Genomic DNA, 14872 nt, shown 5'->3' on the forward strand with positions numbered 1-14872 from the left:
TTGGGGCTCCTGGGGGTTGTCGTCATAGCACTGCCCTGTCACTGCTGTTGTCCGCGCGGCGGGCGGGGACCGCCGGGCCGGCTCATATCCGGCCCGCCCTGCGCTCGGTGACCAGCAGCCAGACCAAGTAGCCGCCGCCGAGTACGCCGGTCAGCACGCCGACCGGCAGCTGGTCGGCGCCGAACAGCCGCTGCGCCGACCAGTCGGCCGCGACCAGCAGCAGGGCGCCCATGACGGCGGACGGCAGCAGGTTCGGTCCCGGCGAGCGGGTCAGCCGCCTGGCGAGCTGCGGGGCGGTGAGCGCCACGAAGGCGATGGGTCCGGCCGCCGCGGTCGCGGAGGCGACGAGGACGACGGCGGCCAGCAGCACCACGACGCGCACCCGGTCGACCCGCACGCCCAGCGCGTACGCCGCGTCGTCGCCCATCTCCAGCATCCGCAGCGGGCGTCCGTAGCACAGGGCCAGCGGGATGAGGACGGCGCAGACGGCGGCCAGCGGCCAGACCTGGCTCCAGTCACGGCCGCTGAGGGAGCCGGTCATCCAGGTGGTGGCCTGCGTCGCCTCGACGATGTTCGCCTTGGTCAGGAGGTAGAGGACCATCGCGTAGAGCATGGCGGCTGCGCCGATGCCGACGAGGACGAAGCGGTAGCCGTGGATGCCGCGCTTCCAGGCGAGCAGGAAGATGGCGAGGCCGGTGATCACGCCGCCGACCACGGACCCGGCGGCCACCGCGAAGGTGCCGCCGTGGAAGTAGACGATGACGACCAGCGCGCCGACGGATGCGCCCTGGCCGAATCCGAGCACGTCGGGGCTGCCCAGCGGGTTGCGCGAGACCGTCTGGAAGACGGCGCCCGCGATGCCGAAGGCGGCGCCGACCAGCAGGCCGACCAGCACCCGCGGCAGCCGCAGCTCCTGCACGATGAACTGCTGGCCCGCGTCGCCGCCGCCGGTCAGCGTGCGCAGCACCTCGGACGGCGTCATCGGGTAGTCGCCGGAACCGATCAGCGCCACGCTCGCGGCCAGCGCCAGGACCAGCAGCACCAGGCCGGCGGTCACCGCCCGTACGTCCAGCCGCAGCGAGAGCCCGCCGCCGGTGCGCACCGGGGTCACCCGCCGGCCCGCCTTGGGGCCCTTGTCGCTCTGCACTGGGGAACTCACAGCTGGGCCATCCTCCGACGCCGTACGAGATAGATGAAGACAGGGCCGCCGATGATCGCGGTGACGATGCCGACCTGGAGTTCACCCGGCCTGGCCACGATCCGGCCGATGATGTCGGCGCCGAGCAGCAGGACCGGGGAGAGCACCGCCGAGTACGGCAGGATCCAGCGCAGGTCGGGCCCGGTGAGGGCGCGGACGGCGTGCGGGACCATCAGGCCGACGTAGACGATCGGGCCGCAGGCCGCGGTCGCGCCGCCGCACAGCAGGGTCACCGCGATCATCGCCAGCACCCGGGTGCGGGTCAGCCCGGCGCCCAGGGCCCGTGCCTGGTCGTCGCCGAGCGCGACGGCGTTCAGCGGCCGGGCGAGCAGCAGCGCGAGGACGCCGCCCACGATCAGGAACGGTGCGATCTGCGTGACGGTCGGCATGGTGGCCGCGGCCAGCGAACCGACCGTCCAGAAGCGCATCTTGTCCAGGGCCGCGGTGTCCATGAGGTTGACGGCGTTGAGGTAGCCGGTGAGGACGGCGCTGAGCGCGGTGCCGGCGAGGGCGAGCCGTACGGGGGTGGCGGCGCGGGTGCCGCCGAGCACGTAGACCGCGACGGAGACCACCGCGGCGCCGAGGAAGGCGAACCACACATATCCGGACAGCGAGGTGATGCCGAAGAAGCTGATCGCGGAGACGACGGCCGCCGATGCGCCCGCGTTGATGCCGAGAACTCCCGGTTCCGCAAGGGGATTTCGGGTCAGTGCCTGCATCACCGTGCCGGCCAGCCCGAGCGCGGCGCCCACCAGCAGCCCGAGGAGGGTGCGGGGCAGGCGCACGTCGCGGACGATGACGTCGGTATCGGTGCCGGAGTAGTGGAACACCCCGTGCCACACCTGGTCGAGCGGTATCTGTTTCGCGCCGACGGCGATGCCGAGGACGGTGACGACCACCAGGACGGCCACGGAGGCGAGCAGCCCCACGGAGCGCGTCAGGTGCCGCCGTTGCGGCGCCCCGGTCGCCGGGGCCTTCGATGCTTCGGGGGGACTGTCGACCAACACGTCGGTTAGGTTAGCCTACCCTCAGAACAGCCCGACATGGCCTCCCCAGAGAGAAGCGCACCACCATGAGCAACTTCCGCAGCCTAACCCCGTCCCGCCGAGGCGTCCTAGCCGCAGGCGGTGCACTCGGCGTCGGCGCCCTGCTCGCCGCGTGCGGGGGCGGCAAGGGTTCGGGGAGCGCCAACGGCGGTGGCGGGGGCGGCCCCTGGTCCTTCACCGACGACCGCAAGAAGAAGGTCTCCCTCGACCACACCCCGCAGCGCATCGTCGCCTTCACCGGCACCGCCGCCGCGCTGCACGACTTCGGCATCGACGACCAGGTCGTCGGCGTCTTCGGCCCGACCAAGCTGAAGAACGGCAAGGCCGATCCGCAGGCGGGCGGCATCGACGTCGACAAGGTCGCCGTCATCGGCAACGAGTACAACCAGTTCAACGTCGAGAAGTACGCGAGCCTGCGCCCCGACCTGCTCATCACCAACATGTACGAGCCCGGCGCCCTGTGGTTCGTGCCCGACGACCGCAAGGACAAGATCAACCAGCTCGCCAAGAGCGTCGCCATCACCTCCTCGCGGGTGAGCCTGGTGAAGATCATCGAGCGGTACGCGGAGCTGGCCGCCTCGCTCGGCGCCGACCTGAAGGCGAAGCAGGTCGCCGCGGACAAGGCCCGCTTCGAGAAGGCGAGCGCCGCGCTGCGCAAGGCCGCCAAGTCCCACCCCGTGAAGGTGCTGGCCTGCTCCGGCAGCGCCAACCTCTTCTACGCGTCCAACCCCGGCATCAACGCCGACCTCATGTACTACAAGTCGCTCGGCGTCGACCTGATCGTCCCCGACCACCTCGACAAGGGCGGCTACTTCGAGAGCCTGAGCTGGGAGAACGCCGACAAGTACCGGGCCGACCTGCTCCTGCTGGACAGCCGCACCGCCACCCTCCAGCCCAAGGACCTGGCCGCCAAGCCCTCCTGGGCCCAGCTGCCCGCGGTCAAGGCAGGCCAGATCACCCCCTGGTCGAGCGAACCGCGCTTCTCCTACGCAGGCTCCGCACCACTCATCGAGGCACTGACCAAGGCCATCGAAGGCGCGAAGAAGGTCAGCTGACACACCGGCGCGGGGCACCGCCACCCGGGGCCCCGCGCCGCCCCCACCGACCGGACAACCGGACAACCACCGCACGGCCACAGGAGGTTCACCGCATGACCACCACCGCCGCCCCCGCCACCGCACCGTTCCGCTTCTTCGACGTGCACGTCGTCCGTACCGAACGGCGCAGCCCCTCCGTGGTCCGGATCACCTTCGGCGGCGAACGGCTGGCCGAGATGGCATCCGGCGGTCGTGACCAGCGGTTCAAACTCTTCCTCCCGCAGCCGCACCAGAGCAGGCCGGCCTTCGACGACACCGGCGAGGGCTGGTATGCCGCCTGGCGGGTCCAGGACCCCGCCGAGCGCGCCGTGATGCGCACCTACACGATCCGTGAACAGCGCCACGATCCCGAGGAGTTCGACGTCGACTTCGTCCTGCACGGCGTCGACGCGGCGGGCCACGCCCCGGCGAGCGGCCCGGCCTGCAGCTGGGCGGCGTCGGCTCGGCCCGGCGACCGGCTGTCCGTGCTCGCACCGACCGTCGAGGACAACGGCGGCGTCGACTTCCGGCCGCCGTCAGGCACCGACTGGATCCTGCTGACCGGCGACGGTACGGCGCTGCCCGCCGTGGCCGGCATCCTCGCCTGGCTGACCCCCGGCACCCACGCCCAGGTCTTCCTCGAAATCGACCACGAGGACGACCGGCGGTACCTGCCCAGCTTCGCCGACGCCGACATCACCTGGATCGTCCGCGACCACGCCGGCACCCCCGGCGGCGATGCGGTGGTGGACGCCCTGCGCACGGCCACCCTGCCCACGGGCACGCCGTACGCCTGGATCGCCGGTGAGGCCGGATCCGTCAAGGCGCAGCGCAGGCACCTCGTCCAGGAGCGCGGATTCGACCGCAGGGCCGTGAAGTTCACCGGTTACTGGCGGCGCGGCGCCACCGAGGAGGACCTGATCGCGGAGCTGACGGCGGCTGCGGCAGCGGCATCGGACCAGGACTGACGGGCGGCCGGCCCGAGGACCGGCCGCCCCGCGCCTCACCGCCCCGACAGCCCCGACAGCCCCAACCGCTTCAGGGCGCCACTCGCGTCCGCCGTGCAGCTGCCGCCCCCCGCCGCCGTCCAGGCCGCCGCGCACAGCGCCCGCAGCCCGTCCAGGGGCTCGCCCGCGCCGTCCAGCGTGAGCGTCCCGCCGTCCGCCGCGGCGTGCCAGCCGCCGCACCCGAAGCCCTCACCCGCCGGCTCCACCGCGGGCTGCGCCGTCAGCAGCCCGCGCAGGTCGGCGTCGACGTACGTCGGGCGGTGCGGCGGCGTGGCGGTCAGCAGTTCGGCGGCGGTGGTCACGCCGGTGAGGACCAGCAGCGAGTCCACCCCGCCGTTGCAGGCGCCCTCGATGTCGGTGTCGAGCCGGTCCCCGATCACCAGGGGCCGCTCGGCTCCGGTCCGCAGCACCGTCTCCCGGTGCATCGGCGGCTGCGGCTTCCCCGCCACCTGCGGCGTCCCGCCCGCCGCGGTCCGCACCACCTCGACCAACGCGCCGTTGCCCGGCGCGATCCCGCGCTCCTTGGGAATCGTGAGGTCGGTGTTGGAGGCGAACCACGGCACGCCGCGCTGCACCGCGTACGCGGCTTCCGCGAGGCGCCCCCAGTCCATCGCCGGGTCGTAGCCCTGCGCCACGGCCGCCGGATCGTCGTCGGCGGACTCGACGGGCACCAGGCCACGTTCGCGCAGCGCGACCCGCAGCCCCTCGCCGCCGATGGCCAGCACCCTGGCGCCCGGCGGCACCTGCTCGGAGATCAGCCGCGCCACCGCCTGCGCCGACGTGATCACGTCGGCCGCGCCGGTCGGCAGGCCGAACCCGGTCAGCTGGTCGGCGACCGTCTGCGGGGTCCTGGCGGCGTTGTTGGTCACATACGCCAGATGCATCCCGGCGTCCCGCGCCGTGACCAGCGAGTCCACGGCGTGCGCGAGGGCCGCGCCGCCCGCGTAGACGACGCCGTCCAGATCGAGCAGCGCCGTGTCGTACGCCTCGTTCAGCGGGCGCTCGCACCCGCCGGGCCGCCTGCGAACCTGCTCCGTCATGCCGTCCTGCTCCTCACCCGCCCACGCACCGCGCGGACCGCCGCGACACGCCGTACGGATGCCGCGGCGCCCCGCACACGGACCCCTGGGGCTCCGCCGCGCCGCACCGCGTCCGCCCCGCCGCGCCTACCGATATATCCAGCCACATCATGGCTCTCCCCCGATCATCCCTCACCCCACCAGCGGAATAGCATTTCCCAATGACCAGCACCGACGGCCTTCGCCTCCTTCCGTTCCGCGGACTGCGCTACGCCCCGGACCGGGTCAGCAGCCTCACCGCGGTCACCTCTCCCCCGTACGACGTCGTGGTCAGGCCGGACGGCGTGCGGTACCTGGAGACCGCCGATCCGTACAACATCGTCCGGCTGATCCTGCCGCACGCCGCCGACCCATCGGCGCGCCACCGCCAGGCGGCCGACACCCTGGCACGCTGGCGCGCCGATGGCATCCTGACGCCGGATCCGCAGCCCGCGCTGTACGTGTACGAGCAGCGCGCGGGCGACGTGCTGCAACGCGGTCTGATCGGCGCGCTGCGGCTGGACGGCCCGGTGCTGCCGCACGAGGACGTCATCCCCGAGGTCGTCGATGACCGGGCGCAGCTGATGCGCGCGGCAGGCGCCAACTTCGAGCCACTGCTGCTCTCCTACCGCGGCCGGGGCACCGCGACGGGCGCCACCGCCGTCATCGAACGCGCCGTGCGGCGCCCGCCGTTGCTCGCCACCACCACCGAGGACGGCTTCGCGCACCGCCTGTGGGCCGTGACCGCCCCCGCCGACCTCGCCGCGGTCGACGCCGACCTCGCAGGACGGCAGGCCCTGATCGCCGACGGCCACCACCGCTGGGCGACGTACCAGCGGCTGTACGAGCAGACGCCGGGCGCCACCCCCGCCTCGCCCTGGGCCTGCGGGCTCGTGCTGCTGGTCGACACCGCCCGCTACCCGCTCCAGGTGCGTGCCATCCACCGCGTGCTGCCGCACCTGACGCCCGAGGCGGCCCTCGCCGGTCTCGGCGGGGCCTTCCGCGCCCGGCCGCTCCCGGCCGATCTCACCGCGGCGCTCGCGGCGTTGGACGACGCCACAGGCAACGCCTTCGTCCTGGCCGGCGGCCCGGACACGTTCCATCTGCTGGACCGCCCCGACCCGGAGCTGCTCGCCCGCACGGTGCGCAGGGACCGCCCCGAGAGCTGGCGCGGGCTGGACGCCACGGTGCTGCACTCCGTCCTCCTGGACGCGGTGTGGCGCGTCCCCGACCGCCCGTCGGACATCAGCTATCTCCATGACGCGCGGGCCGCCGTCGCGCAGGCCGCCCGGCACGGCGGTACGGCCGTCCTGATGCGCGCGACGTCGGAGGACACGGTCCGCCAACTCGCCCTGGAAGGCGTGATGATGCCCCGCAAGTCGACGTCCTTCGGGCCCAAGCCGGCCAGTGGCCTGATCCTGCGCACCCTGGACGCGTAGGGCGCCTTCGCACCGCTCCGCCGCCCGCCAGGACGCCACGTCACGAACGGGTCCGACCTGCGCGTCCGTACCTTGGGCGCCCCGGGCCCACCGCTCCGGGCGGCGCCCCGGCACCCCCTCCCCGATGGCCGAAACGGTTAGGTTAGGCTTACCTCACTACGTCGCGGCGGGTCCTTCCTGCCGCGACGTCACCACGCCGCCCCCACCGCACAGGGCGTGGTCATGTCCGTATCAGGGAGGACCCCTTCATGAGCCTCCTCGCGCACTCCGCCGAGGACCCGTCGCCCCACCGCACCCCCGGGGCGACACCGCACGCCACGAACGCACCGGAGACCGAAACCCCCTCGGCCTGCGAACCCCCCGACGGCCGCAGCTACCTGCTGGGCAACGGCACCGCCCGGCAGTACCGCCACGCGGTCACCGAAGGAGTCGACCGGGTCGGCGCCAAAATCGCCACCACCCGGCGGCCGTTCACCGGCATCTCCGTCGACGGCCTCACCCCCACGCTGGCCGGCATCGACCTCGACGCACCGCTGCACGACCCCACCGCGGCGCTCGACGAACTCGAAGACGTCTACCTCCGCGACGCCGTCTACTTCCACCACCCGCGCTACCTCGCGCACCTCAACTGCCCCGTGGTGATCCCGGCGCTCGTCGGCGAGGCCGTCCTCACCGCCGTCAACTCCTCCCTGGACACCTGGGACCAGAGCGCGGGCGGCACCCTGATCGAGCGGCGCCTGATCGACTGGACCGCCCGCCGGATCGGCCTCGGCGAACAGGCCGACGGCATCTTCACCAGCGGCGGCACCCAGTCCAACCTCCAGGCCATGCTGCTCGCCCGCGACGAGGCGTGCCGCCGCGAACTGACCCGCGACGACACCCCGTTCCCCAAGCTCTCGCCTACGGCCGAGCAGGGGATGCCCCACTCCACCCGCCACTCCGACGTACTCCCCCGGCTGCGCATCCTCGCCTCCGAAGTCAGCCACTTCAGCATCCAGAAGGCCGCCACGCTCCTGGGCCTCGGCGCCGACGCCGTGCTCCCGGTACCCGTCGACGAAACCAAGCGGATGCGCACCGACGAACTGGCCGCCGAACTGGAGCGCTGCCGCCGCGACGGGCTCATACCGATGGCGGTCGTCGCGACCGCAGGCACCACCGACTTCGGCAGCATCGACCCGCTCCCCGAGATCGCCGCCCTGTGCGCACGGCACGGCGCCTGGATGCACGTCGACGCCGCCTACGGCTGCGGCCTGCTGATCTCCCGCAGGCGCGCACTGCTGTCCGGCATCGAACACGCCGACTCGGTGACCGTCGACTACCACAAGTCCTTCTTCCAGCCGGTCAGTTCCAGCGCCGTCCTGGTCCGCGACCACACCACGCTGCGGCACGTCACCTACCACGCGGACTACCTCAACCCGCGCCGGATGGCCGAGAAGCGGATCCCCAACCAGGTCGACAAATCGATCCAGACGACCCGCCGCTTCGACGCGCTCAAGCTCTGGCTGACGCTGCGCACCATGGGCGCCGACGCGCTCGGCGGCCTCTTCGACGAGGTCATCGACCGCGCGGCGGACGCCTGGAAGCTCCTCCACGACGACCCCCGCTTCGACGTCGTCACCGAACCCCAGCTGAGCACCCTGGTCTTCCGCTACGTCCCCGGCGGCGACCTCGACCCGCAGCTGAGCGACCGCGTCAACCTGCACGCCCGCGAGGCCCTGTTCGCCTCCGGCGACGCCATCGTCGCGGGCACCGTCGTCGACGGCCGCCACTACCTCAAGTTCACCCTGCTCAACCCGGAGACCACGCTGGAGGACATCACCACCGTCCTCGACCTGATCGCCGGGCACGCCGGTACCTACCTGGCCGAGCAGCCCGAGCCGGCTCTCAGCGCACGCTGACCCTCCCCACAGCCGACCACATCACGGAGACCTCGTGTCCGCCCCTTACGACTTCATCGCCATCGGCCTCGGCCCGTTCAACCTCGGCCTGGCCTGCCTGACCGACCCCATCGACGGACTCGACGGCCTGTTCCTCGACAACAAGGCGTCCTTCGACTGGCACCCCGGCATGATGCTGGACAGCAGCCACCTCCAGGTGCCGTTCATGGCCGACCTCGTCACCCTCGCCGACCCCACCTCGCCCTTCTCCTTCCTGAACTACCTGAAGGAATCGGGCCGGATGTACTCCTTCTACATCCGCGAGAACTTCTATCCGCTGCGGGCCGAGTTCAACGACTACTGCCGCTGGGCGGCCGGCAAGCTCGTCGGCATCCGCTTCGCGCACCAGGTCACCGCCGTCGAGTACGACGAGAGCGAAGAGCTGTACGTCGTGCACGCCGAGCACACCCCCACCGGCGACCGCCACACCTACCGCGCCCGCAAGCTCGTCCTGGGCACCGGCACCCCGCCGCACCTCCCCGACGCCTGCCGCGGCCTCGGCGGCGACCTGCTGCACAACGCGGACTACCTCGGCTCCAAGGCCCGCCTGCAGACCAAGGACAGCATCACCATCGTCGGCAGCGGCCAGAGCGCGGCCGAGGTCTACTACGACCTCCTCCAGGACGTCGACACCTACGGCTACCAGCTGACCTGGGCCACCCGCTCACCCCGCTTCTTCCCCCTCGAATACACCAAGCTCACGCTGGAGATGACCTCGCCGGAGTACGTGGACTACTTCCACGCCCTCCCGCCGGCCACCCGCGACCGGCTCAACGCCTCGCACAAGAACCTCTACAAGGGCATCGACTCCGAGCTGATCAACGACATCTTCGATCTGCTCTACCAGAAGAACCTCAGCGGACCCGTCCGCACCCGGCTGCTCACCAACACCTCGCTGGAACACGCGAGTTACGACGCGGCCTCCAGCACCTACACCCTCGGCCTCCGCCAGGAGGAACAGGGCAAGGACTTCACCCTGGACACCCAGGGCCTGATCCTCGCCACCGGCTACCGCTACCACGTCCCGGCCTTCCTCACCCCGGTACGCGACCGCATCGCCTGGGACGACCAGGGCCGCTACGACGTCGGCCGCAACTACAGCATCGACACCAGCGGCCACGGCATCTACGTGCAGAACGCCGAACTGCACACCCACGGCTTCGTCACCCCCGACCTCGGCATGGCCGCCTACCGCAACTCGTGCATCATCCGCGAGCTGCTCGGCCGCGAGTACTACCCGGTCGAAAAGGCCATCGCCTTCCAGGAGTTCGCCGCCCCGGCCGGCCCGCACCACCCCCAGGAGATCCCGGCATGACCGACGCCCCGCTCTTCACCCGCACCGACGCCGCGCTCGGCACCTTCTCGCTCCGCCCGGTCGACCCTTCCCCAAGCTCTCAACTTCGTTCGAGCAGGGGAGGCCCCATCGCCGACGTCGAGCTGCTGCACGGCTGGGTCACCCACCCCAAAGCCGTCTTCTGGCTGATGCAGGACTGCGATCTGCCGGACGTCGAGAAGGAGTTCGCGCGGATAGCCGCCGACCCGCACCACGACGCCTTCCTCGGCCTGCACAACGGCGCCCCCGCCTTCCTCATGGAGCGCTACGACCCCGCCCACCGCGAACTGGTCGGCATCCACACGGCCGAACCCGGCGACGTCGGCATGCACTTCCTGACGGCCCCCACCGCCACCCCCGTGCACGGCTTCACCCGCGCCGTCCTCACCACCGTGATGGACATGCTCTTCGACGACCCGGCCACCCGCCGCGTCGTCGTCGAACCGGACGCCCGCAACACCGCCGTGCACGCCCTCAACAAGGCCGTCGGCTTCGAGATCCTCCGCACCGTCTCGCTGCCGTCGAAGGACGCCTACCTCAGCACCTGCACCCGCGACCAGTACCTGGCCGCCCGAGGAGAGAACTGATGCCGAACCCCTCCACCGGCACCGCCCAGGGCGCGGTCGCCCACCTCACCCCCGCCCTGTGGTCTCGCGCGAACCGGCTCCTCGTCCGCAAGGGCCTCGCCGAGTTCGCCCACGAGCGGCTGCTCACCCCCGAGCCCCTGTCGCAGGACGGCCACTACACCGTCCGCAGCGACGACGGCACCACCGAGTACCGCTTCACCGCCCGCAGGCGCGCCCTCGACCACTGGCTGGTCGACGCCGACAGCATCACCCGCCACTGCGGCGATGCCCAACTCCCCCTGGACGCCCTGGAGTTCTTCATCGAACTCCGCGACGCACTGGGCCTCGGAGAGACGATCCTTCCCGTCTACCTGGAAGAGATCAGCTCCACGCTCTCCGGCACCGCCTACAAACTCGCCGCAGAGCAGGTCACCGCAGCCGACCTCGCCACGTCCGGCTTCCAGGCCGTCGAGACCGGCATGACCGAGGGCCACCCCTGCTTCGTCGCCAACAACGGCCGCCTCGGCTTCGGCATCCACGAGTACCACGCGTACGCCCCGGAAGCCGCCACCCCCGTCCAGCTGATCTGGCTCGCCGCCCGCCGCGACCGCTCCACCTTCACCGCGGGCGCCGGCCTCGACTACGACTCCTTCGTCCGCGACGAACTCGGCCAGGCCACCCTCGACCGCTTCGCCGCCACCCTCACCGGCCTCGGCCTGGACCCCGCCGACTACCACCTGATTCCCGCCCACCCGTGGCAGTGGTGGAACAAGCTCTCGGTCACCTTCGCCGCCGAGGTCGCCCAGCAGCACCTGGTCTGCCTCGGCACCGGCGACGACGACTATCTCGCCCAGCAGTCCATCCGCACCTTCTTCAACACCAGCGCCCCCGAGAAGCACTACGTCAAAACGGCCCTCTCGGTCCTCAACATGGGCTTCATGCGCGGCCTGTCCGCGAACTACATGGAGGCCACCCCGGCCATCAACGACTGGCTGGCCCGCCTGATCTCCGGCGACGACGTCTTCCGCGCCGCCCGCTTCTCGATCATCCGCGAACGCGCCGCCATCGGCTACCACCACCGCCAGTACGAGGCCGCCACCGCCAAGGGCTCCCCGTACCTCAAGATGCTCGCCGCCCTCTGGCGCGAGAGCCCGGTCCCCACCCTGGAGCCCGGCCAGCGCCTGGCCACCATGGCCTCACTCCTCCACGTCGACCACGAAGGCAACTCCTTCGCCGCGGCCCTCATCGAGGAATCCGGCCTGGACCCGGCCACCTGGCTGCGCCGCTACCTCGACGCGTACCTGACCCCGGTCCTGCACAGCTTCTACGCCTACGACCTGGTCTTCATGCCGCACGGCGAGAACGCGATCCTCGTCATCGAGGACGGCGCGGTGGCCCGCGTGATCTTCAAGGACATCGCCGAAGAGATCGCCGTCATGGACCCGCACGCGGTACTGCCCCCCGCCGTCGAACGCATCCGCGCAGACGTCCCCGAGGACAAGAAACTCCTCTCCCTCTTCACCGACGTCTTCGACTGCTTCTTCCGCTTCCTCAACGGCACCCTCGCCGACCTGGGCGTCCTCGACGAGGACACGTTCTGGCGCACGGTCGCCGAGTGCGTCACCGACTACCAGAAGTCGGTCCCCCACCTCGCCGACAAGTTCCGCCAGTACGACATGTTCGCCGACGAGTTCGCCCTCTCCTGCCTCAACCGTCTCCAGCTGCGCAACAACCAGCAGATGGTCGACCTCCAGGACCCGGCCGGCGCCCTCCAACTCGTCGGCACCCTCCACAACCCCATCGCGCCCTACGCGCCCTGACCCCACACACACGAAAGGGCGGGATCCCGGCTGGGATCCCGCCCTTCGTCATACCGTGCTCAGCTCACCGTGCGGTCACCGGCCACACACCTGCTGCCGTGACCGGCGCTCGCACGTTTCCAGCCCTACTCGGAGCCCTTCTCGAACCGGTCGCCCCGCTCATCCCGCTCGTCGTCGTGCACCGGAGCCTCATCGGCCACATCGACCTCGTCCGCAGCATCCTTCGCACCGGACTCATCGACCGCACCGGCACGACCGGCCCCATCGCCGTCCTCCGCGTCGGCCTCTTCGTCCAGCGCGTCGGTGAACTCCACACCGTCCAGCTCGGCCAGCCGGTCCGACGCGTCGGTCGTACCGCCCTGGTCCGCCTCCAGCGCCTTGGCGAACCAGTCCCGCGCCTCGCCCTCGCGCCCGACCTCCAGCAGCGCGTCCGCGTACGCGTACCGCAGCCGCGCGGTCCACGGGTGAATCGCGTTCGACGCCAGCTCGGGGCTCTGCAGCGTCACGACAGCCGCGTCCGCCTGCCCCATGTCCCGCCGCGCACCGGCCGCGACCAGCCGCATCTCGACCTGTCCCGCCTTGTCCAGCTTCGCCACCTCGGGCTCACCGGCCATGGCCATCGCCTTCTCCGGCCGGCCGAGACCGCGCTCGCAGTCCGCCATGACGGGCCACAGCTCCACGCCGCCGGTCATCCGCCGCGCCGCCCGGAACTCGCCCAGCGCCTCGCTGTACTTGCCGACCGCGTACGCAGCGAACCCCGCCGCCTCACGCACCGCCGCAACCCTGGAAGCCAGCCGCAGCGCCACCCGCGAGTACCCGTACGCCTTCTCCGGGTCCTCGTCCAGCATCTTCGCGACCATCACCAGGTTCTTGGCGACGTCCTCGGCGAGCGTCTTGGGCAGGCTCAGCAGCTCCTGCCGCACGTCCTTGTCGATCTCGTCACCGGTGACGTCCTCCGGAATCGGCAGCCGCCGAATCGGCTCCCGGTCCCGCCGCTCCTCGCGCCGATCGTCCCGCCGCTCATCCCGGCCACGCCCCGCACCATACGGCCGCCGCCCACCACGCTCATCATCCCGCCGAAACCCACCACGCCGGTCATCACGCCGGTCATCGCGACGGAACCCGCCCCGGTCACCACCAGACGACCGGTCATCCCGCCGGAAGCCCCCACGGTCACCACCGCGCTCGTCCCGCCGGTCATCGCGCCGGAATCCCCCACGGTCACCGCCGGACGGCCGGTCATCGCGCCGGAACGACGGCCGCTCATCACGCCGGTCATCCCTCCGGAACCCACCCCGGTCACCGCCGGACGGCCGATCATCGCGACGGAACCCACCACGGTCCCCACCACGATCATCCCGCCGGAATCCGCCACGGTCCCCACCGGACGACCGCTCATCACGACGCTCATCGCGACGGAACCCACCCCGGTCACCACCAGACGGACGGTCATCCCGCCGGAATCCGCCCCGGTCACCACCGGACGGCCGATCGTCACGCCGGAACCCACCACGGTCCCCACCACGATCATCCCGCCGGTCATCGCGCCGGAATCCCCCACGGTCGCCCTCATCGCGACGCGGTCCACGCGGCCGGTCATCCCGCCGATCGCCCCCGCGGAATCCCCCACGGTCACCACCGGACGGCCGGTCATCGCGACGGAACGACGGCCGCTCATCACGCCGGTCATCCCTCCGGAACCCACCCCGGTCCCCACCGGACGGACGATCGTCACGCCGGAACCCACCACGGTCCCCACCACGATCATCCCGCCGGAATCCGCCACGGTCCCCACCGGACGACCGCTCATCACGACGCTCATCCCGCCGGTCATCGCGACGGAACCCGCCCCGGTCACCACCAGACGGACGGTCATCCCGCCGGTCATCGCGACGGAACCCACCGCGATCGCCACCGGCCGGACGGTCATCCCGACGCGGTCCGCGCGGCCGGTCATCCCGCCGCTCGCCCCCACGGAATCCGCCACGGTCACCGCCGCGCTCACCGCCGGAAGAGCGGTCATCACGCCGCCCGTAGCCACCGCCGGCCGGGCGCCCGCCACGGTCGTTGTCACGTCGCGGGCCCCGGTCGTCACGCCGGAAGCCACCGCGGTCGCCATCGTCGCGCCGCTGAGGCCGGCGCTCCGAACGATCGTCGGAAGAGTTGGTGGACATCGACGTGACTCCTGTCTTCGGTACTGCATTCATTCTCACGCACCGACCAGTTCGGCGCGCTTCGGCAAAACAAAAAGGACCCCTGGTCCCAGCGTGAACGCTGGGACCAGGGGTCCTTGAAAGATTGTTCGGCGGCGTCCTACTCTCCCACAGAGTCCCCTCTGCAGTACCATCGGCGCTGAAAGGCTTAGCTTCCGGGTTCGAAATGTAACCGGGCG

At 71.4% G+C, this 14872-nt stretch carries 11 protein-coding genes, 1 rRNA gene and 1 pseudogene; 7 read left to right on the forward strand and 6 right to left on the reverse strand.

The genetic code is table 11. The features are described from left to right. Window positions 1-82: 82 nt before the first annotated feature. Both ACGFNI_RS22945 and ACGFNI_RS22950 read right to left on the reverse strand, forming a co-directional pair. Window positions 83-1159, reverse strand: coding sequence for a FecCD family ABC transporter permease (locus ACGFNI_RS22945; RefSeq protein WP_393686456.1), 1077 nt, complete (start codon window positions 1157-1159; stop codon window positions 83-85). Further along, on the reverse strand, window positions 1156-2205 hold the full coding sequence (locus ACGFNI_RS22950) for a FecCD family ABC transporter permease (RefSeq protein WP_393686458.1): 1050 nt from the start codon (window positions 2203-2205) through the stop codon (window positions 1156-1158). The genes ACGFNI_RS22945 and ACGFNI_RS22950 overlap by 4 nt, the downstream gene beginning before the upstream one ends. A gap of 65 nt (window positions 2206-2270) precedes the next feature. On the opposite strand from ACGFNI_RS22950, the gene ACGFNI_RS22955 reads away from it, so the two are divergent. Together ACGFNI_RS22955 and ACGFNI_RS22960 are read left to right on the forward strand one after the other, a co-directional pair. Further along, complete coding sequence (locus ACGFNI_RS22955; protein WP_393686460.1) at window positions 2271-3299, forward strand: ABC transporter substrate-binding protein; 1029 nt, start codon at window positions 2271-2273, stop codon at window positions 3297-3299. Window positions 3300-3394: 95 nt separating this feature from the next. Next, window positions 3395-4288, forward strand: coding sequence for a siderophore-interacting protein (locus ACGFNI_RS22960; protein WP_393686462.1), 894 nt, complete (start codon window positions 3395-3397; stop codon window positions 4286-4288). Window positions 4289-4323: 35 nt separating this feature from the next. Here ACGFNI_RS22960 and ACGFNI_RS22965 read toward each other — a convergent pair whose 3' ends face one another. Further along, window positions 4324-5367 (reverse strand): HAD-IIA family hydrolase, encoded by a 1044-nt coding sequence (locus ACGFNI_RS22965; protein WP_393686464.1) that lies wholly within the window; start codon window positions 5365-5367, stop codon window positions 4324-4326. 200 nt (window positions 5368-5567) lie between these two features. Between ACGFNI_RS22965 and ACGFNI_RS22970 the strand changes: the two genes are divergently transcribed. The 5 genes from ACGFNI_RS22970 (at window position 5568) to ACGFNI_RS22990 (ending at window position 12480) form a co-directional block, all read left to right on the forward strand. Then, a complete protein-coding gene (locus tag ACGFNI_RS22970) occupies window positions 5568-6824 on the forward strand; it encodes a DUF1015 family protein (protein ID WP_393686466.1) in 1257 nt (418 codons plus the stop codon). 248 nt (window positions 6825-7072) lie between these two features. Next, the gene (locus ACGFNI_RS22975; RefSeq protein ID WP_393686468.1) at window positions 7073-8722 is read left to right on the forward strand and encodes a pyridoxal phosphate-dependent decarboxylase family protein; all 1650 of its coding nucleotides are present in this window, start codon (window positions 7073-7075) and stop codon (window positions 8720-8722) included. Between the two features lie 34 nt (window positions 8723-8756). Then, window positions 8757-10076 (forward strand): lysine N(6)-hydroxylase/L-ornithine N(5)-oxygenase family protein, encoded by a 1320-nt coding sequence (locus ACGFNI_RS22980; protein ID WP_393686470.1) that lies wholly within the window; start codon window positions 8757-8759, stop codon window positions 10074-10076. Next, window positions 10073-10681: a GNAT family N-acetyltransferase gene (locus tag ACGFNI_RS22985; RefSeq protein WP_393686472.1), complete on the forward strand. Its 609-nt coding sequence runs from the start codon at window positions 10073-10075 to the stop codon at window positions 10679-10681. Before ACGFNI_RS22980 ends, ACGFNI_RS22985 begins: the two co-directional genes overlap by 4 nt. Beyond that, window positions 10681-12480, forward strand: coding sequence for an IucA/IucC family protein (locus tag ACGFNI_RS22990; protein ID WP_393686473.1), 1800 nt, complete (start codon window positions 10681-10683; stop codon window positions 12478-12480). Before ACGFNI_RS22985 ends, ACGFNI_RS22990 begins: the two co-directional genes overlap by 1 nt. 125 nt (window positions 12481-12605) lie before the next feature. Here ACGFNI_RS22990 and ACGFNI_RS22995 read toward each other — a convergent pair whose 3' ends face one another. The 3 genes and pseudogenes from ACGFNI_RS22995 to rrf form a co-directional block, all read right to left on the reverse strand. Continuing rightward, entirely contained in the window at window positions 12606-13448 is an 843-nt protein-coding gene (locus ACGFNI_RS22995) for a hypothetical protein (protein WP_393686498.1), read from the reverse strand. Window positions 13449-13562: 114 nt separating this feature from the next. Then, window positions 13563-14510 (reverse strand): annotated as a pseudogene (locus ACGFNI_RS23000) (hypothetical protein); the annotation flags it as partial. A 270-nt stretch (window positions 14511-14780) separates the two neighbouring features. Continuing rightward, window positions 14781-14872, reverse strand: a 5S ribosomal RNA gene (rrf, locus tag ACGFNI_RS23005); the annotation flags it as partial.

It is taken from the genome of Streptomyces sp. NPDC048644, from assembly GCF_043199105.1.
Lineage (GTDB): Bacteria > Actinomycetota > Actinomycetes > Streptomycetales > Streptomycetaceae > Streptomyces.

Bases quoted from the DNA above. Each gene is read 5' to 3' on its own strand.
- ACGFNI_RS22955 (WP_393686460.1), top strand. From the start codon at position 2,271: ATGAGCAACTTCCGCAGCCTAACCCCGTCCCGCCGAGGCGTCCTAGCC.
- ACGFNI_RS22960 (WP_393686462.1), top strand. From the start codon at position 3,395: ATGACCACCACCGCCGCCCCCGCCACCGCACCGTTCCGCTTCTTCGAC.
- ACGFNI_RS22965 (WP_393686464.1), bottom strand. From the start codon at position 5,367: ATGACGGAGCAGGTTCGCAGGCGGCCCGGCGGGTGCGAGCGCCCGCTG.
- ACGFNI_RS22970 (WP_393686466.1), top strand. From the start codon at position 5,568: ATGACCAGCACCGACGGCCTTCGCCTCCTTCCGTTCCGCGGACTGCGC.
- ACGFNI_RS22975 (WP_393686468.1), top strand. From the start codon at position 7,073: ATGAGCCTCCTCGCGCACTCCGCCGAGGACCCGTCGCCCCACCGCACC.
- ACGFNI_RS22985 (WP_393686472.1), top strand. From the start codon at position 10,073: ATGACCGACGCCCCGCTCTTCACCCGCACCGACGCCGCGCTCGGCACC.
- ACGFNI_RS22990 (WP_393686473.1), top strand. From the start codon at position 10,681: ATGCCGAACCCCTCCACCGGCACCGCCCAGGGCGCGGTCGCCCACCTC.